The organism is Microbacterium sp. (assembly GCF_047607465.1).
Classification (GTDB): domain Bacteria; phylum Actinomycetota; class Actinomycetes; order Actinomycetales; family Microbacteriaceae; genus Microbacterium.
The window spans coordinates 1-21670 of sequence record NZ_JASGCY010000091.1; the positions used below are offsets into that span (position 1 = coordinate 1).

The 21670-nt window shown below is 69.7% G+C and carries 19 protein-coding genes and 1 pseudogene; 3 read left to right on the forward strand and 17 right to left on the reverse strand.

What is annotated here, in order from left to right; genetic code table 11:
- The 9 genes and pseudogenes from QM568_RS13080 to hrcA all read right to left on the reverse strand — a co-directional run.
- Positions 1 to 1663, reverse strand: a pseudogene (locus QM568_RS13080) (hypothetical protein); the annotation flags it as partial.
- 143 nt (positions 1664 to 1806) lie between these two features.
- Positions 1807 to 2703 (reverse strand): GTPase Era, encoded by an 897-nt coding sequence (era, locus tag QM568_RS13085; protein WP_415139545.1) that lies wholly within the window; start codon positions 2701 to 2703, stop codon positions 1807 to 1809.
- Positions 2696 to 3979, reverse strand: coding sequence for a hemolysin family protein (locus tag QM568_RS13090; protein WP_415139547.1), 1284 nt, complete (start codon positions 3977 to 3979; stop codon positions 2696 to 2698). Before QM568_RS13090 ends, era begins: the two co-directional genes overlap by 8 nt.
- Positions 3976 to 4434, reverse strand: a complete 459-nt coding sequence (gene ybeY / locus QM568_RS13095; RefSeq protein ID WP_415139549.1) for an rRNA maturation RNase YbeY — start codon at positions 4432 to 4434, stop codon at positions 3976 to 3978. The genes QM568_RS13090 and ybeY overlap by 4 nt, the downstream gene beginning before the upstream one ends.
- Positions 4435 to 4465: 31 nt before the next feature.
- Positions 4466 to 5491: a PhoH family protein gene (locus tag QM568_RS13100; protein WP_415139597.1), complete on the reverse strand. Its 1026-nt coding sequence runs from the start codon at positions 5489 to 5491 to the stop codon at positions 4466 to 4468.
- 37 nt (positions 5492 to 5528) lie between these two features.
- Complete coding sequence (locus tag QM568_RS13105) at positions 5529 to 5876, reverse strand: HIT domain-containing protein (RefSeq protein ID WP_415139551.1); 348 nt, start codon at positions 5874 to 5876, stop codon at positions 5529 to 5531.
- Between the two features lie 48 nt (positions 5877 to 5924).
- Positions 5925 to 6653 carry a 16S rRNA (uracil(1498)-N(3))-methyltransferase gene (locus QM568_RS13110; protein ID WP_415139553.1) on the reverse strand — a complete coding sequence of 243 codons (729 nt, stop codon included), beginning with the start codon at positions 6651 to 6653 and terminating at the stop codon, positions 5925 to 5927.
- 2 nt (positions 6654 to 6655) lie between these two features.
- The gene (dnaJ, locus tag QM568_RS13115) at positions 6656 to 7774 is read right to left on the reverse strand and encodes a molecular chaperone DnaJ (RefSeq protein WP_415139555.1); all 1119 of its coding nucleotides are present in this window, start codon (positions 7772 to 7774) and stop codon (positions 6656 to 6658) included.
- 36 nt (positions 7775 to 7810) lie between these two features.
- The gene (gene hrcA, locus QM568_RS13120) at positions 7811 to 8839 is read right to left on the reverse strand and encodes a heat-inducible transcriptional repressor HrcA (RefSeq protein WP_415139557.1); all 1029 of its coding nucleotides are present in this window, start codon (positions 8837 to 8839) and stop codon (positions 7811 to 7813) included.
- A 70-nt stretch (positions 8840 to 8909) separates the two neighbouring features.
- Here hrcA and QM568_RS13125 point away from each other — a divergent pair, with 70 nt between their 5' ends.
- Positions 8910 to 10331: a carboxylesterase/lipase family protein gene (locus QM568_RS13125; protein WP_415139559.1), complete on the forward strand. Its 1422-nt coding sequence runs from the start codon at positions 8910 to 8912 to the stop codon at positions 10329 to 10331.
- Here the strand turns inward: QM568_RS13125 and hemW are convergent.
- Genes hemW through lepA form a run of 3 tightly spaced genes read right to left on the reverse strand, consistent with a single transcriptional unit; the run spans position 10321 to position 14112 of the window.
- A complete protein-coding gene (hemW, locus tag QM568_RS13130; protein ID WP_415139561.1) occupies positions 10321 to 11550 on the reverse strand; it encodes a radical SAM family heme chaperone HemW in 1230 nt (409 codons plus the stop codon). The two genes, QM568_RS13125 and hemW, sit on opposite strands and share 11 nt — an antisense overlap.
- A 16-nt stretch (positions 11551 to 11566) precedes the next feature.
- Positions 11567 to 12220 (reverse strand): DUF1990 family protein, encoded by a 654-nt coding sequence (locus QM568_RS13135; protein WP_415139563.1) that lies wholly within the window; start codon positions 12218 to 12220, stop codon positions 11567 to 11569.
- A 41-nt stretch (positions 12221 to 12261) separates the two neighbouring features.
- Positions 12262 to 14112, reverse strand: a complete 1851-nt coding sequence (gene lepA, locus QM568_RS13140; RefSeq protein WP_415139565.1) for a translation elongation factor 4 — start codon at positions 14110 to 14112, stop codon at positions 12262 to 12264.
- 224 nt (positions 14113 to 14336) lie between these two features.
- Between lepA and QM568_RS13145 the strand changes: the two genes are divergently transcribed.
- Positions 14337 to 15080, forward strand: a complete 744-nt coding sequence (locus QM568_RS13145; protein ID WP_415139567.1) for an alpha/beta fold hydrolase — start codon at positions 14337 to 14339, stop codon at positions 15078 to 15080.
- On the opposite strand, the gene QM568_RS13150 is transcribed toward QM568_RS13145, so the two are convergent.
- Positions 15049 to 16266: an MFS transporter gene (locus QM568_RS13150; protein WP_415139569.1), complete on the reverse strand. Its 1218-nt coding sequence runs from the start codon at positions 16264 to 16266 to the stop codon at positions 15049 to 15051. The genes QM568_RS13145 and QM568_RS13150 overlap by 32 nt on opposite strands.
- A 259-nt stretch (positions 16267 to 16525) precedes the next feature.
- Between QM568_RS13150 and rpsT the strand changes: the two genes are divergently transcribed.
- Positions 16526 to 16786 carry a 30S ribosomal protein S20 gene (gene rpsT, locus QM568_RS13155; RefSeq protein WP_415139572.1) on the forward strand — a complete coding sequence of 87 codons (261 nt, stop codon included), beginning with the start codon at positions 16526 to 16528 and terminating at the stop codon, positions 16784 to 16786.
- Between the two features lie 241 nt (positions 16787 to 17027).
- Here the strand turns inward: rpsT and QM568_RS13160 are convergent, their stop codons facing one another.
- The 4 genes from QM568_RS13160 to QM568_RS13175 all read right to left on the reverse strand — a co-directional run bounded on the left by QM568_RS13160 (position 17028) and on the right by QM568_RS13175 (position 21658).
- The gene (locus QM568_RS13160) at positions 17028 to 17669 is read right to left on the reverse strand and encodes a histidine phosphatase family protein (protein WP_415139575.1); all 642 of its coding nucleotides are present in this window, start codon (positions 17667 to 17669) and stop codon (positions 17028 to 17030) included.
- Positions 17670 to 17671: 2 nt separating this feature from the next.
- Positions 17672 to 18709, reverse strand: a complete 1038-nt coding sequence (gene holA / locus QM568_RS13165; protein WP_415139577.1) for a DNA polymerase III subunit delta — start codon at positions 18707 to 18709, stop codon at positions 17672 to 17674.
- A 76-nt stretch (positions 18710 to 18785) separates the two neighbouring features.
- Positions 18786 to 21071, reverse strand: a complete 2286-nt coding sequence (locus tag QM568_RS13170) for a ComEC/Rec2 family competence protein (RefSeq protein WP_415139579.1) — start codon at positions 21069 to 21071, stop codon at positions 18786 to 18788.
- Positions 21068 to 21658: a helix-hairpin-helix domain-containing protein gene (locus QM568_RS13175; RefSeq protein ID WP_415139581.1), complete on the reverse strand. Its 591-nt coding sequence runs from the start codon at positions 21656 to 21658 to the stop codon at positions 21068 to 21070. Before QM568_RS13175 ends, QM568_RS13170 begins: the two co-directional genes overlap by 4 nt.
- Between the last annotated feature and the right edge of the window lie 12 nt (positions 21659 to 21670).

The window sequence follows — 21670 nt, forward strand, 5'->3', positions numbered from 1 at the left end:
CCACCGACGACAACGTCACATTCCCCGTGTTCTCCACCACAAACACGTACTGAATAACACCACCCGCCGCCGTGGGAACATCGCCCTCCGTCGACTTCGTCACCTGCAAACCCGGGTCAGCCGTGAACTCCGTCACCACCGTATTCGACGGATCGCTCTCATAGGCATCGCCGTTCGCATCCGTACCTGTCGCGGTCGCCGTGTTCGACACCTCGCCCGCATCAATATCCGCCTGCGTCACCGTGTACTCCGCGGTACAGGTCACGGTCTGATTGACGCCGAGCGATGTCGCTTCGGCGGGGCACGTCGGCTGCGGCAGTGCACCGCTTCCTGTGAAGTTCGCGGCCACTTCGCTCACGCCGACATCGGTCACCGTCGAGGTGCCGGTGTTCTTGATCTCATACGAGTACGTGATGGTGTCACCTGCCTTCGCGTCGGCGATCGGCGAGGCAGGCAGAGCCGACTTCGTGACCTGCAACTCAGGCGGCGACGGGCAACCGGTAACGAGCTGGGGTAGACCGTATTCACTCCGCGCAGGGCTCGGCAATGCGAGCCCGCCAGCGACATATCCGACGCTCGCCGGGTCGGTCGCATCCGGATTGTTGATGACGCTGAGCGCGCTGGCCTTGCGGTGCGCGACGTACATCTTGCCATTGGGGCCACGCCTCACCTGACCGAAGCTGTACGTCCCGAGTTGCGATGCGATGTCCACAACGCTCGCTTGGATCTGCGCGTTCGTGCCCGCGGCCAAATCGAACCGTCGCAGGAAGGGGGTTGTGACGAGTTGCGTCGTGTAGAGGTAGCGGCCATTCGGAGAGAAGTCCGCGAAGTAGGCACTCCCACCTGTCGCTGTCAGCTCGTACAAGAGTGTGAATTTCCCTGTCGCCGCATCGAAGTCGAAGACCCGCACGTACCCTCCGTCGGCCTGCGCCACGAGAGTCTGCGTCGCGGTCGTGTAGACGCTCAGCGCTCCCAAGCTGGAGCTGTGGTTGCGGGGGCCGGTGCTGACCACCGGCGTGCCGCCGTTCTTCGGGCCGCTGCCGTCGAACTCCCAGGCAAGCAAATTGGTGCTGCTCTTCTGAAAGGAGAGCACCCAGAAGCCGGTACCGTCGGCATTGGGCACCGAGGTCAGCGCTTCAGAGGCAGTACCCTGCAACAGCTGCGCTGCCGTCGTGACCTTGCCGGCGCCCCCGTTCGCACTCATGTCAAGCACCGAGTACCGGACCTGCTGTGTCGAGCCGACGGTGACGAGATAGAAGGTGTCGAGCACACCGAGAACGGGGAACGCGGCCACGGTCTCGACGGCACTCGACCATCCACCCAGCCCCGTGCCACCCTCGATCACCTGACCCGCGGCGTTCCAGACGTTGTCACCATTCGAGTAGAAGAGCAGGTTGCCGTCGACATCGGTAACAGTCGTTGTACCCTCATCCGCCACCGAGACGTTCTTGCCTGCGACGAAGACCGGTGCGCTGCCGTCGATGCCAAAGTCGAGCGCCCCGTACGTGCCGAACGTCCACCAACGCTGCGTGGCCAGGCTGTCCTCCGCGGAGCAGGTGATGAGGGCGGGGGCGGCCTGAGCGGGGGTCGGCTGGGTCAGCGGCAGAAACGGCGTCGCGGCGCTGACGGTCAGCACCGCGCCGGCGAGCACGCCGACGGTCACCAGCGCTGTCACGCGGTGAAATCGCGCCCGGAGATTCTTTAGCACACCCACAACCGCTCCAAAACTCGTAGGGATATCCAGTGAAACCCTATCGGACAACACGCTCACAGGTCATCCGTGCGACGCCCTGCAGACGCACCCGGTCAGAACCCGAGTCGGCCGAGCTGCTTCGGATCGCGCTGCCACTCCTTGGCGACCTTGACGTGCAGACCGAGAAACACGCGCGCGCCGAGCAGCGTCTCGATCTCTCCACGAGCCCGCACTCCGACGTCGCGCAGACGCGCGCCCTTGCGGCCGATGATGATCGCCTTCTGGCTGTCTCGCTCGACCACGATCGAAGCATGCACATCGGTGAGGTTGCTGCCCTCACGCGGGGCGATGTCGTCGACCACCACCGCGATCGAGTGCGGCAGCTCATCGCGCACTCCGTCGAGAGCGGCCTCGCGGATGATCTCGGCGATGCGATCCTCCTGCGACTCGTCGGTCGTTATGCCCTCGGGGTAGAGCGCTGGCCCCTCCGGCATCAGCACCAGGATCTCGTCGGAGAGCACGTCGAGTTGATCACGCGTGAGCGCAGACAGCGGGATGACGGCCGCCCAATCCTCGCGGAGAGAATCGACCTCCATCAGCCTCTCGACGATCGCATCCTTGTCGGCGGCATCCGTCTTCGTCACGATCGCAATCTTCTTCGCCCGAGGATAACCGTCGAGCGAAGCAGCGATCCTTCGGTCCCCGGGCCCCACCTGCTCTGTCGCCGGCACGCAGAACCCAATGACATCGACGTCTCCGAGCACCTGCTCAACGAGGTCGTTCAGACGCTCACCGAGCAGAGTGCGCGGCTTGTGGATGCCGGGTGTGTCGACGATCACGAGCTGTCCGTCTGGGCGATTCACGATGCCGCGGATCGCACGGCGAGTGGTCTGCGGTTTGTCGCTGATGATCGCGATCTTCTCGCCGACGAGAGCGTTCGTCAGCGTGGATTTACCCACGTTCGGTCGCCCGACGAACGTCACGAAGCCGCTGCGGCCCTGCTCAGTCATCCTCTGCCTCTCCTTCGTCCGGCGCCTGCGGCGCCCGCTCCACGAACACCGTGGCGATGCCGCGCCCACGGCCGCGCGAGACCCCGCCGGTGAGCAGCAGCCCGTGCACGAGCGCCGTCGCGCCGGGCTGCGGCACCTGGCCGAGCTCCTTGCCGAGCAGTCCGCCGATGGAGTCGACGTCGTCGTCCTCGAGTTCGAGCCCGAACAGGTCGCCGACGTCCTCCAGCGGGAACCGCGCACTCACGCGGTAGCGTCCGTCGCCGAGGTCGGCGATCTCAGCCGACACCTGATCGTACTCATCCGCGATCTCACCGACGAGCTCCTCGATGAGATCCTCCAGGGTCACGAGCCCCGAGATCCCGCCGTGCTCGTCGATCACCAGGCACACGTGCACGGCGTCGCGCTTCATCTGCTGCAGCAGGGTCTCGGCACGCATCGACTCCGGCACGAAGGCCGCGGGGCGCGAGATCGGGCGGATGGACGCCGCCCGCCACGCGCTCTCATCGCGGTACGCGAATTGCACGAGGTCCTTGAGGTAGAGCACGCCGACCACGTCATCGGCCTCGTCGTCGACCACGGGCATCCGCGAGACGCCGCGGTTGAGGAACAGTGCCATCGCCTCGCTCGTCGTCGCCGTCGCATCGACGGTGACCATCTCGGTGCGAGGCACCATGACGGCGCGGACGAACTGATCGGTGAAGTCGAAGACAGAGTGGATGAGATCGCGATCGTCTTCTTCGATCAGGTCGTTAGATGCTGCCTCATCGACCATGCTCAGCAGCTGCTCCTCGGAGCTGAACGTGCTGCGCCCTGCACCAGGGGTGACCCGGTTGCCGACGACGACGAGGCCGTGCGCGAGCGGCCCGAGGCTGAGCCGAACGAAGCGCACCACGGGCGCGAAGCCGCGCAGGATCCGGTCGGCGTGCTGGCGCCCGAACGTGCGCGGGCTCGCGCCGACGAGCACGAAGGAGATGCCGGTCATGAGCACGGCGGCGGCGAGCATCGCCCACCAGATGTTCCCGAACAGGGCCGAGAAGGCGACCGTGACGAGCACCGCGGCGGTGGTCTCCGCGAGCACGCGGATGAACACCACGGCGTTCACGTGCGCCTCGGGATCGGCGGCGACCCGAGACAGGGAGGTCGCATTGCGCCCCTGCGCCCCCATCTCCTCGAGGTCGGTTCGCGACGTCACGCCGAAGGCGGCGTCGATCGCCGCCATGAGGCCGCCGAAAGCGACGAGCAGCAGGGCGGCGGCGAGCAGTAACGCAGCGGTCATCGGCGGCGCTCGGCGGCGGCGAAGCCCTGGATCAGCTCCTTCTGCAGCCCGAACATCTCACGCTCCTCGTCGGGTTCGGCGTGGTCGAAGCCCAGCAGGTGCAGCAGGCCGTGCGTGGTGAGCAGGATGAGCTCGTCCATGAGGGTGTGACCCGCCGTCTGCGCCTGAGCCTCGGCGACCTGCGGGCACAGCACGATGTCGCCGAGGAGTCCGGGAGGGGTCGGACGGTCCTCGGTGCCGGGTCGCAGCTCGTCCATCGGGAAGCTGAGCACATCAGTCGGACCGGGCTCGTCCATCCACTGAACGTGCAGCGCCTCCATCGCGCCCTCGTCGACGAGGACGATCGCGACCTCGGCGTCGGGACTGACGTGCATCTGGGCGAGGTTGTGGTCGGTCAGTCGCTGCAGCACGGTCTCGTCGATGTCGATCGCCGATTCGTTGTTGATCTCGATCATGACTGTGCTCGTTCCTTCGTGGCTCGTGTCATCAGGAGAGGCCTCGTTTCGGCATCCGATCCCGCAGCCCTGGCCGCTGGGCGCCCCGGCGCTCCGCACGACTGGCGAACTGCGCCGCCTGCTCGCGCTCATGCCGCTGCGCGGTGCGCTGCTCGTCGTACTCGCTGTACGCGTCGACGATGCGCCCGACCAGCGAATGCCGCACCACGTCCGCGCTGGTGAGGCGCGTGAAATGGATGTCGTCGATGTCCGCCAGCACCCGGGTGACCAGGCGCAGGCCGGAGGAGCCCTGCGGAAGGTCGACCTGCGTGATGTCGCCGGTGACGACCATCTTCGTGCCGAACCCGAGGCGGGTGAGGAACATCTTCATCTGCTCGGGCGTCGTGTTCTGCGCCTCGTCGAGCACGACGAAGGAGTTATTGAGGGTGCGCCCGCGCATGTACGCGAGGGGCGCGACCTCGATCGTGCCGGTGGCCATCAGACGCGGCACGATCTCGGGGTCCATCATCTCGTTCAGCGCGTCGTAGAGCGGCCGCAGGTACGGGTCGATCTTGTCGGTGAGGGTGCCGGGGAGGAATCCCAGCCGCTCACCGGCCTCGACGGCCGGCCGGGTGAGGATGATGCGGTCGACCTCCTTGCGCTGGAGGGCCTGCACGGCCTTCGCCATCGCGAGGTAGGTCTTGCCGGTGCCGGCCGGGCCGATGCCGAAGACGATCGTGTTCTCCTCGATCGCGTCGACGTACTCCTTCTGCCCGAGGGTCTTCGGACGGATGACCTTGCCGCGCGTGGAGAGAATCGCCTCGCCGAGCACCTCGCTGGGCCGTGGGCCTTCGTCGCGCCGCAGCATCTGCGCCGAGCTCGACACGTCGCTGGGGGCGAGGTCGTGGCCCTGCCGGGTCATCGTGAGCAGTTCGTCCACGAGCGCCCGGGCGGCGGCGACGGCCGCTACCTCGCCGGTGAGGGTGATCTCGTTGCCGCGCACGAGCACCTGGACCTCCGGGTGCTCCTTTTCGAGCACGCGCAGCAGACGGTCCTGCGGGCCGAGCAGCTGCACCATCGCCACGCCGTCGGCGTAGATGCGGTCTGTGGTTTCGTCAGAAGCCAACGAGCTTGTTCTCCTCGATGTCGCCGAGCACGTGTGCGTGCACGTGGAACACGGACTGGCCGGCGCCGGCGCCGTTGTTGAAGATGAGCCGGTACTCGCCGTTCGCGTGCTCGTCGGCCAGCCGCTTGGCCGCCGCCACCATCTCGGCGAGCAGCCCTGGGTCGCCGACGGCGAGCTCGGTGACGTCGCGGTACTGCTCGGTCTTCGGGATCACGAGCAGGTGCATCGGCGCCTGCGGGTTGATGTCACGGAGCGCGAAGACTCGTTCGGTCTCGAGCAGGATCTCGCCGGGGATGTCCCCGGTGAGGATGCGGGTAAAGATCGAGGGCTCGCTCATGCTTCCAGTCTACCGACGCGGTGTACGGCCAGTTCGTTTCGTCCTGGGTCACCAGCGCCCGAGCGCAGCCGACAGCACCGCGATCGCCGCAGGGCCCGCTGTCGAGGTGCGCAGCACCGTGTCGCCCAGCAGCACGCGCTCGGCGCCGGCGGCCACGAGCCGGTCGATCTCGTCGGGAGCGATGCCGCCCTCGGGGCCGACGACGAGCACGAGGTCGCTCCCGTCGGGTTCGAGTGCCGAGAGCCGCACGGTGGCGGTGGGGTCGAGCATCAGCATCCGCTCCCCCGCGGCGCGCTCGGCGAGCTGAGCGGTGGTCACAGGGGCCGTCACCTCGGGCACCCAGGCGCGATGCGCCTGCTTGGCGGCCTCGCGCACGATCGTCGCCCAGCGCTCGCGCCCCTTGACGGCCTTCGGCCCCTCCCACCGCGACACGCTGCGACTGGCCTGCCACGGCACGATCTCGTCGACGCCGAGCTCGCAGGCCGCCTGCACGGCGAGCTCGTCGCGGTCGCCCTTCGCGAGCGCCTGCACGAGCACGATCCGCGGCGACGGCGCAGGGCGATTCTCCCGCGCGGTGACGCGCACGCCGACCCGCGACGGAGTGATCTCCTCGGCGACACCGGTGAGCCAGACGCCCCGTCCGTCGCCGAGGGACACCGCCTCGCCGACGCGGAGCCGGCGCACGACCGCCGCATGCTTGGCCTCGGCGCCGGTGAGCGTGACCAGCCCCCCGACGACGGCTCCGGTCGCCGACTCCACGAGGAAGTGCAGCGCCATGATCAGTGCGAGCGGAACCGGTCGCGGAGCTTCGAGAAGAGCCCCTGCTGGAACTGCGCGAGCTGGGGGCCCGGCGCCTTGCTCTTCTTCGCGAAGTCCTCGATGAGCTTGCGCTGCGCGGGGTCGAGCTTCGTCGGCGTCACGACCTGGACGCCGACCCGCAGGTCGCCGCGCTGGGTGCCGCGCAGAGGGGTGATGCCCCGGCCCTCGATGGTGAGCACGTCACCCGACTGCACGCCCGCACGGATCTCGAGGTCGACGTCGCCGTCGAGTCCCTCGATCGTGGTCTGCGTGCCGAGGATGGCGTCGGTCATCGCCACTTCGAGCGTGGCCAGCAGATCGTCGCCGTCGCGGCTGAACGCGGGGTGCGGGTTGACGGTCACCTCGACGTAGAGATCGCCGTTCGGGCCGCCGGCCCTGCCCACCTCGCCCGAACCGGGAAGCTGCAGGCGCAGGCCGCTCTCGACGCCGGCGGGTATGTCCAGCGACACCGTCCGGCGCGAGCGCACCCTGCCCTGGCCCGCGCAGGTCGGGCACGGGTTCGGGATCGTCGTGCCGTAGCCCTCGCAGGAGCCGCAGGGCTGCGAGGTGACGACGTTGCCGAGGAGGCTGCGCACCTGGCGCTGCACGTGCCCCGAGCCGCGGCAGATGTCGCAGGTGACGGGAGAGGTGCCCGCCTGGCAGCACGAGCCGTTGCAGGTGTCGCAGACCACCGCGGTGTCGACCTCGATGTCGCGGTGCGCACCGAAGACGACGTCGCCCAGGTCGAGGGTCACCCGCACGAGCGCGTCCTGCCCGCGTTCGCGACGCGACCGCGGGCGAGCCCCGCGTCCACCGCCCTGCGCCGCCCCGAAGAACGTCTCGAAGATGTCGCCGAACCCGCCGAAGCCTCCGAAGTCGCCTCCGCCCGGCCCGTCGCCGCCGCCCATGTCGTACCGGCGGCGGGAGTTCTCGTCGCTGAGCACGTCGTACGCATGCGTCACGAGCTTGAACTGCTCGGCCGCCTCTTCTCCCGGGTTCACGTCTGGATGCAACTGGCGCGCGAGCTTGCGGTACGCCTTCTTGATCTCGTCGAGGGACGCGTCCCGGGAGACCCCAAGGACCTCATAGTGATCCGCCACAATCGCCTTTCTGCGTATGTCTTCGAGCGCGCCGCGTCAGCGGCCCGCCTCGTCTTCGTCGAGCATGCGCGACAGGTAGCGGGCCACAGCCCGCGCCGCCGCGAGGTTGCTCGGGTAGTCCATGCGCACCGGCCCCATCACGCCGACGCGCGCCGTGCCGCCCGGCGCGGCGTAGTCGCTGGCGACGATCGAGGCCTCGCCGAGTCCGAACGGGGCGTTCTCGGTGCCGATGCTCGTCGCGAGGCCGTGCGCATCGGCCTCCATCTCGCTCATCAGACGCAGGAGCGTCACCTGCTCCTCGATGGCCTCGAGGAGGGGATGGATGCTGCCGCGGAAGTCCTCGCCGCGGCGCGCGAGCGTCGCAGCCCCCGCCATGACCAGCCTCTCCTGCCGGAACTCGCCGAGCTCGTCGATGATCACACCCGCGAGGACCCGCAACGCGGCATCCGTCGTCGCCTGATCGTCGAGCAGCGTCTGGAGCCGTTCGGCCGCATCGCTCACCGCACGTCCGGTGATGAGCGCCGACAGCCGGGCACGGAGCACCGCGATGTCGCCCTCGTCGAGGGCGACGGGCAGCGGCGTCACCCGCTGGGAGACGCCGCCGGCGTCGGTGACGAGCACGATGAGCATGCGATTCGGGGCGAGGGCGACGAGCTCGAGGTGCGTGAGATGCGCACGGGCGAACGACGGGTACTGGGCGAGCGCGACCTGACCGGTGAGTTGGGTGAGCACCCGCACCGTGCGCGCCATGAGGTCGTCGAGATCGACAGGGTCGGCGAGGAACGACTCGATCGCCGTGCGCTGCGCCATCGACAGCGGGCGCAGCTGGGCGAGGTGGTCGACGAAGACGCGGTATCCCTTGTCGGTGGGCACCCGGCCGGAGGAGGTGTGCGGCGCGGTGATGAGCTCCTCGTCCTCGAGGAGCGCCATGTCGTTGCGGATCGTCGCGGCGGAGACGCCGAAGGAGTAGCGGTCGACGATCGACCGGCTGCCCACGGGCTCGTGGGTCTCGACGTAGTCCTGCACGATCGCGCGGAGAACCTGAAGGCCTCGCTCTGTGACCATCTCGACCTCCCGTCTGGCACTCTGCCACCTAGAGTGCCAATCCTATCGCGCGCACCCTAGGATGACGATCATGACGACGACGTCGACCCTCTCCCTCCCTTGCGGTGTCGTGCGAGGCTCCATCGATGACGGCGTACGCCGTTTCCTCGGCATCCCCTACGCCGCGCCTCCTTTCGGCGCGAACCGGTTCCGCGAGCCGCAGGCGGTGAAGCCCTGGGACGGTGTGCGCGAGGCCACCGAGTTCGGGCCGACCGCGCCGCAGCTGCCCTACGCGGGCCCGATCGGCGAGCTGCTGGGCTCGGTGCGCATCGCCGGAGACGACATTCTGACGGCGAACGTATGGGCACCGACGGATGCCGACGCAGCGCCGGTGCTGCTGTGGATCCACGGCGGCGCGCTGGAGCGCGGCACGGCGGCGATCCCGCTATACGACGGCACAGCGTTCGCGCGGGCCGGCATCGTCTTCGTGTCGATCAACTATCGGCTGGGCTCGGAAGGCTTCTCGGTGCTCGACGGAGCTCCGCGCAATCTCGGCCTGCTCGACGCCGCCGCAGCCCTGGACTGGGTGCATGGGCAGATCGCGGCCTTCGGCGGCGACCCGGCGCAGATCACGGTCATGGGCGAGTCCGCCGGCGGTGGGATCGTTGCAGGACTCCTCACCCGGCCGGCCTCGCGCGCTCTGGTGGCACGGGCCATCATCGAGTCCGGCCCGCTCGAGGCCCAGACGCCGCGAAAGGCCGGGCGCGTCACCGCGCAGCTCGCGAAGCTCCTCGGCATCCGCGCCGATCGCACAGCGTTCGCCGAGGTCTCCCCCGAGAAGCTGCTGCAGGCCAGGCGAGAGCAGTCCGCAGGGTCGTCGCCTCTGGGCGGAGCCCCCGGCTTCCAGTTCGCGATCGATCCGGACGTGCTGCCGCAGTCCCCGCACGAGACCCTGCGCGGGATCGACACGCCGCTCTTGATCGGCAGCAACACCGACGAGTACCGGCTGTGGTTCACGCCCGAGGCGCTCGATGCCGTCACCCCGCTGAAGCTGCTGCTCGCACGGCTCGCGCTGCGCATCCCTCGGCGCGCCGTCGCGGCGTATCGCACCGAGTTCCCCGGCGCCTCCACCGGAGAGATCTTCGGTCAGCTCGCCACCGACATCATGCTGCGCGGCCCCCTCACGCGCCTCGCTCTGGCGCGTAGCGCTGAGACATTCGTGTACGAGTTCGCCTGGCCGAGCCCCGTGCGCGATCTGCGCGCCGCGCACGCCCTCGAGCTCGGCTTCGTCTTCGACCGTCTCGACGACGAGGAGGCGCAGCGGCTCGCTGGCCCCGACGCCCCGCGCGAGCTCGCCGCCGAGATGCACGCCGCGTGGGTCTCGTTCGTGAAGACCGGCGACCCCGGGTGGCCGGCGTATGGGGCGGATCGGCTGACGAGATTGTTCGACACGAGGATCTCGACGGTTCCGCAGCGCCGGACGGCGGGGATGAACCTGCTGCCTAGTCGGTGAGCTCGCGCACGACGGCGTCGGCGAGGAGCCTGCCTCGCAGCGTCAGCCGCACGCGCCCGCGGATCGCGGCGGCCGCGTCGACGAGCCCGTCGGCCATGAGACCCGCCACCCGCGACCGGTTGCCCTCGGGCAGGTCCGAGACGGCGATGCCCTCGGCGAGCCGGCTCTGCAGGAGCACCCGCTCCAGCATCCGCGCTTCGGCATCCGGTCTCTCCGTGCCAGCCGCCGGGGACTCGGATGCAGCGAGGCGCTGCGCGTAGGCGGCCGGATGCTTGACATTCCACCAGCGCAGCCCCGCGACGTGACTGTGCGCACCGGGGCCGAACCCCCACCAGTCGCTCCCCCGCCAGTAGGCGAGGTTGTGGCGAGAGCGGTTGTCGCTCCCCTGCGATGAAGAGCGCGCCCAGTTGCTGGCCTCGTACCACTCGAACCCGGCCGCGGCGAGACGCGCGTCTGCGAGCTCGTACATGTCGGCCTGCAGATCGTCGTCCGGAGTCGGCACCTCGCCGCGACGGATCTGCCTGGCGAGCTTGGTGCCGTCCTCGATGATCAGCGCGTACGCGGAGATGTGGTCGGATTCCAGTTCCAGCGCCGCGTCCAGCGAACGCTCCCAGTCGCCGAGCAACTCGCCAGGGGCCCCGTAGATGAGATCGACGCTCACGGCGAGCCCGGCGTCCTTCGCCGCGGCCACGGCCGTGCGCACGTTCTCGGGGTCGTGGGTGCGATCGAGGGCGGCGAGCACGTGCGGCACCGCCGACTGCATGCCGATCGACACCCGGGTGACGCCGGCATCCGCCAGAGTGCGCACGACCGCCGGGGTCACCGTGTCGGGGTTCGCCTCGACCGTCACCTCGGCGCCCTCGGCGATGCCGAAGGCGGAGACGGCCGTGTCGAGCATGCGCGCGAGGTCTCCCGCGGGCAGGAGCGTCGGGGTGCCGCCGCCGAAGAAGACCGTGTCCATCGGTCGCAGCGCGCCCGCCTCGGCGAGCACCCGTTCGGCCAGCGAGATCTCGTCGGCCAGCGTCGTCGCGTAGTCCTCCTGCTTCGCGCCGCGCAGCTCGCCCGCGGTGTAGGTGTTGAAGTCGCAGTAGCCGCAGCGGACGCGGCAGAACGGGATGTGCAGGTATGCCGAGAACGGCGTCGAGCGGTCGATCGGCAGGTCCGCCGGGAGGCGGCCGTCGACCGGGGCCGGGTCGCCGATCGGCAGGGGTCCGGCCATCACGAAGTTCGCGCCATCAGACGGGCGTCGCGTACAGCGGCGAGATCGCCCGCAGATAGCGTGCGAACAGCTCCTTGCGACGCCGCTTCACGAGCACCGGGAGCAGCCGGTACAGCAGCGCGTTCGGTGCGTCGAAGGCGCGCACGGTGAACCACACCTCGTCGTTGTCCTCGCGCCAGTCGATGTCGAACGACTCCTCGCCGCTCACGACGGACCCGCCGACAGTGCCCAGCACGAAGCCGACGCGGCGCTTCTCCTCTGTGACCGAGATGACGCGCAGCTCGGCGTCGGCGCGCATGCCGGCGACGTGACCGTGGAGCTTGAGGGTCATGCCCGGTCCGACGAACGGGGTGCCCTCGGCGTCGAAGCGCTGCTCGACCTCGCTGCGGCTGGGGGCGATCGGGGTGCCCTCGGCGTCGAAGCTCACGCCGGCGTACGCGGGACCGGATGCCGGGCGCACGTCTTCGATGCGCAGGCCCGCCGCGCGCTGCGCCGTCCACGACAGCAGCGACTCGCTGGCCGTCTGGAAGCGCTCCGCACCGCTGCCGATCCGCCAGGACTGCTCGGCCGGGATGCTGCGTTCCGGCGGGTACTGCATCAGATCGGACGCGTGGGTCGCACCCACGGCCGCATAGTCCACCGTGTCGTCTCGGAAAGTCCCGCGCCGCATGATCTCCACCCTACTTCGGCTTGCTGAAACGGTGGTGAGTCCTACTTCTTCTTCGCCTCGACGTCGCCGGAGAGCGCTGCGATGAACGCCTCCTGAGGGACCTCGACGCGACCGACCATCTTCATGCGCTTCTTCCCCTCTTTCTGCTTCTCGAGGAGCTTGCGCTTGCGGGTGATGTCACCGCCGTAGCACTTGGCGAGCACGTCCTTGCGGATCGCGCGGATGGTCTCGCGCGCGATGATGCGCGCGCCGATCGCCGCCTGGATGGGCACCTCGAACTGCTGGCGAGGGATGAGCTTGCGCAGCCGCTCGGCCATCATCGTGCCGTAGGCGTAGGCCTTGTCGCGGTGCACGATCGAGCTGAACGCGTCGACCTTCTCGCCCTGCAGCAGGATGTCGACCTTCACGAGGTCCGCCTCCTGCGACCCCGATGGCTCGTAGTCGAGCGAGGCGTACCCCTGCGTCTTCGACTTCAGCTGGTCGAAGAAGTCGAAGACGATCTCGCCGAGAGGCATGTCGTAGCGCAGCTCGACGCGCTCCTCGGAGAAGTACTCCATACCAAGCAGCGTGCCTCGCCGCGACTGGCACAGCTCCATCACGGTGCCGACGTAGTCCTTGGGCAGCAAGATCGCGGTCTTCACCATCGGCTCGGACACCGATCCGATGCGGCCGTCCGGATACTCGCTCGGGTTGGTCACAGTGACGGTCTCGCCGGTGTCGCTGGTGACGACCTCGTAGATGACGCTGGGGGCCGTGGTGATGAGGTCGAGGCCGAACTCGCGGGAGAGGCGCTCGGTGATGATCTCGAGGTGGAGGAGCCCAAGGAACCCGCAGCGGAAGCCGAAGCCGAGCGCCACGGAGGTCTCCGGCTCGTACTGCAGCGAGGCGTCGGAGAGCTTGAGCTTGTCGAGCGCTTCGCGCAGCTCCGCGTAGTCGCTGCCATCGATCGGGTAGATGCCGCTGAAGACCATCGGCTTGGGATCGGTGTACCCCGCCAGGGCTTCGGATGCCGGCTTGCGGGCGTTCGTGACGGTGTCGCCGACCTTCGACTGGCGCACATCCTTCACGCCGGTGATGAGGTAGCCCACCTCGCCGACGCCGAGACCCTTCGTCGGCACCGGCTCGGGGCTGGAGACCCCGATCTCCAGCAGTTCATGGTTCGCGCCGGTGGACATCATCTGGATGCGCTCGCGGGGCGACAGGCTGCCGTCGACCATCCGCACGTAGGTGACGACGCCGCGGTACGAGTCGTACACGGAGTCGAAGATCATGGCGCGGGCAGGGGCATCCGCATCACCGACGGGAGCCGGGATCTCCTGCACGAGGCGGTCGAGCAGGGCTTCGACGCCCACGCCGGTCTTTCCGGACACGCGCAGCACGTCGTCGGGACTGCCGCCGATGAGGTCGGCGAGCTCCTTCGCGTACTTCTCCGGTTCGGCGGCCGGCAGGTCGATCTTGTTCAGCACCGGGATGATCGTGAGGTCGTTCTCGAGCGCGAGATAGAGGTTCGCGAGCGTCTGCGCCTCGATGCCCTGCGCGGCGTCGACGAGCAGGATCGCGCCTTCGCACGCCGCAAGCGACCGGGACACCTCATAGGTGAAGTCGACGTGGCCGGGGGTGTCGATCATGTTCAGCGCCACGGCCTGACCGTCGACCTGCCACGGCATCCGCACCGCCTGGCTCTTGATTGTGATGCCGCGCTCGCGCTCGATGTCCATGCGGTCCAGGTACTGGGCGCGCATGTCGCGGTCCGAGACCACGCCCGTGATCTGGAGCATGCGGTCGGCGAGCGTCGACTTGCCGTGATCGATGTGGGCGATGATGCAGAAGTTGCGGATCTGCTCAGCGGGCGTGGCCGCGGGCTGAAGCGGTGTGAGGGCGCGTGGTGACATGTCCTGTCGATTCTACGGTCAGGGGAGCCTAATCCCCGATCCGCCGGAGCCGGCGGCACTAGCTGGACTGCCGTCGCGCAAAAGCTCGAGCCGAAGATCGTCGAGGAGATCTGGGGCGTCACGCCGGTCGAGGACCTCGGCTGGGAAAAGTGGGACTCGTCTGAGTGCACACGGGGGCCGGTGGTCATCCACCGGCCCCGCTTTTCTGTTCCTATGCTGGAGGGGTGACTCTCCAAGTGGTCCTCGTGCACGGCATCCGCACGTCCGCGACGATGTGGCGCTCGCAACTGGCGTGGCTCGACGAGCACGGCGTCCCCGCCACGGCCGTCGACCTGCCGGGCCACGGGTCCAGGATGCATGAGGACTTCACCCTGCACGAGGCCCTGCACACGATCGATGAGGCCGTGCGTCAGGCGGCCCAGAACGGGCCGGTGCTCCTGGTCGGGCACTCGATGGGCGGGCTGCTGACGCTCGCCTACACGGGCGGTGAGCACAAGCCGCCCGTGACGGCGCTGATCGCGGCATCCTGCACCGCACTCCCCCACGGCGCAGGTCTCGCCGCCTACCGTCTGATCGCCGGAGCGGTGAACTCGCTGCCCGATCGCGGGCTGTGGCTCACAGAGCGGATCCTCGACGCCACCATCCCGCCCGAGACGAGAGACGACTTCGCCGCCGGCGGCTACGCCCTCGACACCCAGGATCAGGCTCTGCGCAGCCTGGCCGCTCTCGATATCGCGACGGCCGTGCAGCGCATCGGCATCCCGCTGTGGTTCGTGAACGGCCAGTACGACCAGCTGCGCGTCAACGAGACGCTCTTTCGCCGACTGGCTCCGCACGCCGAGCTCATCGTGGTCCCGCAGACCACGCACCTGGTCACCGCGATGCGACCGCGCGTCTTCAACGCCGTGCTGCGGTTGGCGATCGCGACGATCGAGGCTAGCGGGTCCACGGCTTCGCCACCCCGGTGAGCACGCCGCCGACGACCGAGAGCACGGCCGCCGCCGCGAAGACGAGCCAGAACCCGCCGACCAGGGCGACGAACCCGGCCCCCAGCACGGGGCCGATCAGCTGGCCGAGCGCGGCGGTCACGTTGACGATGCCGAGGTCGCGGGCGTGGTCCTTCTCGTCCGGCAGCAGATCGGCCGCGAAGGCGAGCCCGACGGTCGAGAAGGCGCCGTAGCCGAGTCCCATGAGGGCTGCGGCGATCATCGTCACCTCGAAGGTGGGCACCAGTGCGATGACGAGGCCGGAGGCGGCCTGCACGAACGCCGCGGCGACGGTGAGCCCTCGACGGTTGCCGGTGCGGTCGGAGAGGATGCCGGTGAGCACCGAGGCGATGACGACGAACACCGTGTAGACGACGATGAGCAGCAGCAGGTTGTCCTGCGCTTCGGCGCTGGGCTGGCCGAGCCCGTGCAGCAGGAAGAACAGGAACAGCGCCGTGCCGAGCGCGTTGCCGATGTTCGCGACGAGGCGTCCGGCGAGCATCCAAGCGAAGTCGCGATCACGCAACGACGCGAACAGCGACCGCTCGCTGCGGTCAGGGCGCAGCTCGCGGGTCGCCGCGGGGTCGGGCAGCAGCAGGGCCGCGGCCGTGCCGACGACGGCGATGATGGCGGCCAGCATCCAGTATCCGGTGGCGATGTCGAGGCCGAGGAGCACGACCAGCCCGACGCCGAGCACGATGCCGACGGCCTGACTCGATCCGACGGCCGCGGATGCCGCACCCCGCTGCCGTGGCGGGAGCTGATCGGCGATCATCGCCGTGAACGCCGCCGATGAGACCGCGACGCCGATCGAGACTCCGACCCACGCCGCGCCCACCGCCCAGGGACCCGCGGTGTATCCCGTGACCGCCAGGCACACGGCCGTCAGTCCGACGCCGCCCAGCACCCAGGGACGCCGGCGACGACGCCCGGCGCCCGCTCGGTCGGAGAGCGCTCCGGCGACGGGTCCTGCGACGATGCCCGCCAGGCCGCCGATGCCGAGCACGAGCCCCGAGGACACGACTCCCTTGATCCAGTCGTCCTCTGGGGTGTCGAGCTGCAGGGGCAGCAGCAGCTGCACCGGAGTGAGCTGCACCGTCCAGATCGCCAGCCACGCCAGGGTGAACAGCGTCATCCACCCCGATCCGACCTTCGTGTTCGCGGTCATCGCCCGCTCCCCTCGCGATGGCGGGCGGTGAGGGATCCGGATCGAGGTGCGAGAGTCATGCACGTTCCTTGAGGTAGATACCGGTACCCTGATGTCGGCACCGGAATAGTGATGATTCTGCCATTTAGGGAGATCGCCCCGGATGCTGATAGGATTGGTTCTTGGCTTGCGTGTGGGTTTTTCCCTCACGACCGCCGCGCAGGAGCCCTCTTCTCCAGCCGGCACTCCGAAACAACTCCTGTACAGAAAGCGTCCACACGTGGCAAACATCAAGTCGCAGATCAAGCGCAACAAGACCAACGAGAAGGCTCACGAGCGCAACAAGGCCGTGAAGAGCGAGCTGAAGACCCTCGTTCGTCAGACCCGCGAGGCCGTCGCCGCCGGCGACAAGACCAAGGCTGAGGCCGCGCTGAAGAAGGCATCCGTCAAGCTCGACAAGGCCGTCAGCAAGGGCGTCGTGCACAAGAACCAGGCGGCGAACCGCAAGTCGGCCATCGCCAAGCAGGTCGCCGCTCTCTGAGCATCCTGATCGAAAGGCCCGTCTCCCCTTGCGGAGGCGGGCCTTTTCTCATCCCTCCGGTCCGGCCGGCCGTGCCGTGCCGTCCGGCGGGCCGTGCCGTCCGTCCGGCGGTCGCCCCGGCCGTGCCGTCCGTCGGCTCAGAATCCGTCTGCATGCCGAGAATCCGTGTCTCGACCTGCAGACGGGAATCGGGCATGCGGACGGTACGCCGAGGAGGGTGGCGGATGCCTGTGGCAAGCCCTCAGCGGATGTCGAAGGCCTGCACGCCCTCGAGGTCGGCACCGCCGAGAGGCTCGCGCACCCAGCGCACGAGGTTCCACCCGGTGTCCGGGTCGCCCTCGATGGCGCACATGCCGGTGTTGTCGATGCGCCACGCCGCCGCCTCGCGGAGGTCGACGCCGGTGACGCGGGCAGCGGCCCAGACTCTGATCGCCGCGCCGTGGCTGACGACGACGGCGGTGCCTCCCCCAGCGGCGACCTTGGTGATCGCATCGTCGTAACGCGCGAAGAACTCGTGGCCCGATTCTCCGCCGTCGGTCATCGCGTCGAGGTCGCCGGTCCCCCAACTGCCCAGAGTCTTCATGTACGCGTGGACCGCATCGAGGTCGTTGCGCATCTCCCAGCGGCCCGCGGAGATCTCCTCGAACCCCTCGACCACCTCGACGTCGAGTCCGCGATCCGTGGCGAGCGGGGCCGCGGTGAGCTGCGTGCGCACGAGCGGCGAGGCGTGGATCGCGTCGATCGGCACGCCGTTCAGAGCGCCCGGAATAGCAGCGGCCTGCTCCTGACCGAGGTCGGTGAGCCCAGCGCCCGGAAAGCCCGTGTCGAGCGCGCCGAGCACGTTGCTGGGTGTCTCTGCGTGGCGGATCAGCAGTAGCCGCATTCTCATTCTCCGAACGGTCGACGGGTGGCGATGACGGTGACCATGCGCTCCAGGGCGAAGATCGGGTCGCGCGCGGCGCCCTTCACCTCGGCATCCGCTCTGGCCGTCGCCTGGATCGCCATGCCGAGGGAGCGCTCGTTCCAGCCCGAGAGGTCGCGCCGCGCCCGGTCGACCTGCCAGTCCTTCATGCCGAGGCGCTGGGCGAGCTGGCGGCTCGGCTCGCGGTTCCCGGCGACGCGGGCCATCGTGCGCAGCTTCATCGCGAAGGCGGCGACCATCGGCACCGGGTCGGCGCCGGAGGCGAGGGCGTGCCTCAGAGCGATGAGGGCCTCACCATAGCGCCCGGCGATCGCGGTGTCGGCGACGACGAACGCGGAGACCTCGACACGCCCCCCGTAGTACTTCGTCACGACGTCGTCGGTGATGTCGCCCTCGACGTCGCCGATGAGCTGCTGGCAGGCGGCAGCGAGCTCGGTGAGGTCGTCGGCGAAGGCGGAGACGAGGGCGCGCAGCGCCGCCGGCGCGATCCGCTTGCCCGCGGCCTTGAACTCCCCCGCCGCGAAGTCGGCGCGCTCGCCGTCGCGCTTGATCGCGGGGACGGCGATCTCGATGCCGCCGCCGGCGCCCGCGCGCAGCGCGTCGAGCAGCTTCTTGCCACGGACACTCGCCCCCGAGTGGCGCAGCACGACGGTCGCGCCCTCCTGCGGATGATCGAGGTAGGAGACGGCCTCCTGCAGGAAGGCGTCGGAGCACTTCTCGACGCCGGCGACGCGGACGAGCCGCGGCTCACCGAACAGGGAGGGCGAGGTCAGCGAGAGCAGCGTGCCCGGCGCGTAGTCGTCGGCGCGCACATCGCTCACCTCGAGCGCCGGGTCCTCGGCGCGCAGGTAGTCGCGCACCCCGGCGATCGCGCGCTCGGCGCAGACCTCTTCGGGGCCGAAGACGAGCACGACGGATGCCGGGCGCGGATCGCGCCACGACACCTGAGGGATCTTGGCAGCCTTCGCCGGAGCTCGTGATCCGGTCCGCGCAGCTGCCATGTCTCCAGCCTACCGGCGGCCGCCGACGTCGAGGCTCCGCCTTCTCGGGCTGGATGTATCACGGGCCTTCCGTCTCTCACCCGTCGTCGGTCCAGACGACGAGCTCGCCCTCGCGGATCGCGAGCAGCACACGGCCCTGCATATCGGTGCGGAAGACGTGCGCGCCGACGGCATCGAGCACCGCGATGATCTCGTCGCGCGGATGCCCGTAGTCGTTGTCCTCGCCGACGGTGATGAGGGCGACGGTCGGGCGCAGCGCCTCGTACAGCCCCGGATCCTGATCGGCGCTGCCGTGGTGGGCGACCTTCACGACCGCGAAGCCGCCGTCGAGCCGGGCGGTGCGCTGCAGCATCCGCTGCGACTCGGCGCCGAGGTCTCCGAGGAAGATCGACCTCGGCACTCCCCCGCCCTCGAACACCGTCACGACGCTCGCGTCATTGCCGCTGGGGAACGCCGCCGACCCGCGCAGCGGCCAGAGAACCTGCCATGACGCGCCGCCGAGAACACCGGCGAGGCCCGCACTGGCAGCGACCGGCCGGGCGCCAGCGGCGGCGAGGCGCGCCAGCATCCGCTCGTCCTGGATCGTCGCGGTCGGCCCGTGCAGCACCTGCCCGACCCGCCCCTCGACGGCCGCGGCGCCGCCGACGTGATCGAGATCGAAGTGCGTGAGCACGAGCAGGTCGATGCGCTCGACGCCGAGCCCGCGCAGGCACGCGGCGAGCGGCTCGGGCTCCGGACCAGTGTCGATCAGGGCGACCTCCTCCCCCGAGCGGACGACGATCGCATCGCCCTGGCCGACGTCGCAGGCCGCGATCGCCCAGCCGTCGGGACTCGTGGCTGTCGCCAGCGGACCGGCGAGGAGCAGCTGCCCGGCGCCCGCGGCGAAGACAACGACCACGATCGCCCCCGATGCGCTGCGCACCCAGCGCAGCATCCGCTTGTCCGCCGGCGACCCGCGGGCACCGATGAGCACGACCGCCACCGCCGCGCTCACGACGGCGACGAGCAGGGCGCTGCCGACCCCCGGCATCAGCGGTAACTGCGCGAGCGGCAGTTGCGCGCTCACCGCCGCCGTCGTCGCGATCCACGCGGCGGGCAGCCACGCCGACGCCGTGAGCAGATCGGCCAGCACCGGCACTGGAGCGGCGAGACAGGCGAGCAGGCCGATCACCGTGGCGATCGGGGCCGCGGGACCCGCGACCAGGTTGGCGGCCACGCCGATCAGTGACTGCTGCTCGGCGAAGAGCGCGATGATCGGCCCGCAGGCGAGCTGGGCGGCCAGGGGCACGGCGATCGCCAGCGCGACGCCCTGCGGCATCCACCGTCTCATCCCACGCGCGAGCGGAGGGGCGAGAAGGATGAGCGCGCCCGACGCGACGACCGACAGCGCGAATCCCGGCGTGGCCGCCAGCCACGGATCGACGATGAGGATGCCGGTGGCGCACAGCCCGAGCATCCCGGCGCCCGCGCTGGGCCGACCGAGCAGCACCGACAGCATCGCCACGGCGGCCATCACGGCGGCGCGGATGACGCTGGGCTCCGGGGTGACGAGCACGACGAACGCGGCGAGAGCTGTCAGGGCGGCGAGCACCCGCATCCGGCGTCCGCCGCCGCACAGCGCCGTCAGCCAGAAGACGGCGCCGACGACGATGGCGCAGTTCGCTCCGCTGACCGCGGTCAGGTGGCTGAGACCGCTCGCGCGCATGTCGTCGTCGAGCTGCGCCGGCACGACGCGGGTGTCGCCGACGGCGAGGCCCGGCAGCAGGCCCCCGCCGGGTTCGGGCAGTCGGGTCGAGCGGGCCACGAAATCGCGCTTGACGTCGGCGGCCAGCGCGAACACGCCGGATGCGGGGCGTTCGATCTCCGCCAGCGAGGCGAAGACGACGATCGCCGACCGTTCACCTGGGTCGGTGACGCCCGCCTGACCGGTGACGGTGATCGACGCCCCCATGTCGAAACCGTCGCCGGGGTCGACCCCGACCCTGGCCGGGGCCGACAGCGCGGCGACGGAGCCCGGAGGACCGACGCCGGTGAGCTGCACTCCGAACCACAGGCGGCCGTCCGTTCCGACGGATGCCGACGAGGTGATCTCCCCGTGCGCCTCGACGATCCGGCCGTCCCAGTCGGCGGCCGCCTCGCGCCCCGCAGACGCAAGGAGCACCGAGACCGCGACAGCGGCGCACGCGCTGGAGGCCACGATGACGAGGCCGCTGCCGGGTCGGCGCACGACGAGCGCGGCGCCGCAGCCGACCGCGCAGGCCACGATCGCCCAGGGCGCGCTCGACGGCACGAAGACGCACAGCAGGGCGAGCGCCCACACCGCGCCGATGACGGGCAGCAGTCGCAGATCGCGCCTGTTCACACCCGCACCCCGTCGCGGATGCCGGCCAGCAGCTTCTCGCCGATCCCCGGCACGGCGAGCAGATCGTCGACCGAGGCGAAGCGCCCGTTCTCCTCGCGCCAGTCGATGATGCGCTGCGCCAGAGCCGGGCCGATGCGCGGCAGCGTCTCGAGCGCGGTCTGATCGGCGGTGTTCAGGTCGATGCGATCATCGCCCGGCACCGCGGCAGCTTGTCCCGGCGGCGCGGCGCCGACGACCGGTACGAAGACCTGCTCGCCGTCGGAGAGGATGCGGGCGAGGTTGATCGCGGCGAGATCCGCATCGTCGGTCGTGCCGCCCGCGGCGGCGATCGCATCGACGAGCCGCGCATCGAGATCGAGAATGTACAACCCTGGTCGATGCACCGCACCGAGCACGTGCACGTACAGTTCGCCCGCGGCCGTGCCGCTGGATGCGGGCAGTGGGACCGCGTCCACGGGCGCCGCCTGCCCGCGCATGATGCCGAGACCGACCGCGGCGGAGAGCACGACGAGCCCCAGCACCACGGCCGCGCCGATGCTCAGCCGGAGCTTTCCCGGGGGCGCGAGCGGCGTGGGCGTGTCGGGCATCCGCCCACACTA

Coding starts and splice junctions, on each gene's coding strand:
- era (WP_415139545.1), bottom strand. CDS start 2,703: ATGACTGAGCAGGGCCGCAGCGGCTTCGTGACGTTCGTCGGGCGACCG.
- QM568_RS13090 (WP_415139547.1), bottom strand. CDS start 3,979: ATGACCGCTGCGTTACTGCTCGCCGCCGCCCTGCTGCTCGTCGCTTTC.
- ybeY (WP_415139549.1), bottom strand. CDS start 4,434: ATGATCGAGATCAACAACGAATCGGCGATCGACATCGACGAGACCGTG.
- QM568_RS13100 (WP_415139597.1), bottom strand. CDS start 5,491: ATGGTGCAGCTGCTCGGCCCGCAGGACCGTCTGCTGCGCGTGCTCGAA.
- QM568_RS13105 (WP_415139551.1), bottom strand. CDS start 5,876: ATGAGCGAGCCCTCGATCTTTACCCGCATCCTCACCGGGGACATCCCC.
- QM568_RS13110 (WP_415139553.1), bottom strand. CDS start 6,653: ATGGCGCTGCACTTCCTCGTGGAGTCGGCGACCGGAGCCGTCGTCGGG.
- hrcA (WP_415139557.1), bottom strand. CDS start 8,839: ATGGTCACAGAGCGAGGCCTTCAGGTTCTCCGCGCGATCGTGCAGGAC.
- QM568_RS13125 (WP_415139559.1), top strand. CDS start 8,910: ATGACGACGACGTCGACCCTCTCCCTCCCTTGCGGTGTCGTGCGAGGC.
- hemW (WP_415139561.1), bottom strand. CDS start 11,550: ATGGCCGGACCCCTGCCGATCGGCGACCCGGCCCCGGTCGACGGCCGC.
- QM568_RS13135 (WP_415139563.1), bottom strand. CDS start 12,220: ATGCGGCGCGGGACTTTCCGAGACGACACGGTGGACTATGCGGCCGTG.
- lepA (WP_415139565.1), bottom strand. CDS start 14,112: ATGTCACCACGCGCCCTCACACCGCTTCAGCCCGCGGCCACGCCCGCT.
- QM568_RS13150 (WP_415139569.1), bottom strand. CDS start 16,266: ATGACCGCGAACACGAAGGTCGGATCGGGGTGGATGACGCTGTTCACC.
- QM568_RS13160 (WP_415139575.1), bottom strand. CDS start 17,669: ATGCGGCTACTGCTGATCCGCCACGCAGAGACACCCAGCAACGTGCTC.
- holA (WP_415139577.1), bottom strand. CDS start 18,709: ATGGCAGCTGCGCGGACCGGATCACGAGCTCCGGCGAAGGCTGCCAAG.
- QM568_RS13175 (WP_415139581.1), bottom strand. CDS start 21,658: ATGCCCGACACGCCCACGCCGCTCGCGCCCCCGGGAAAGCTCCGGCTG.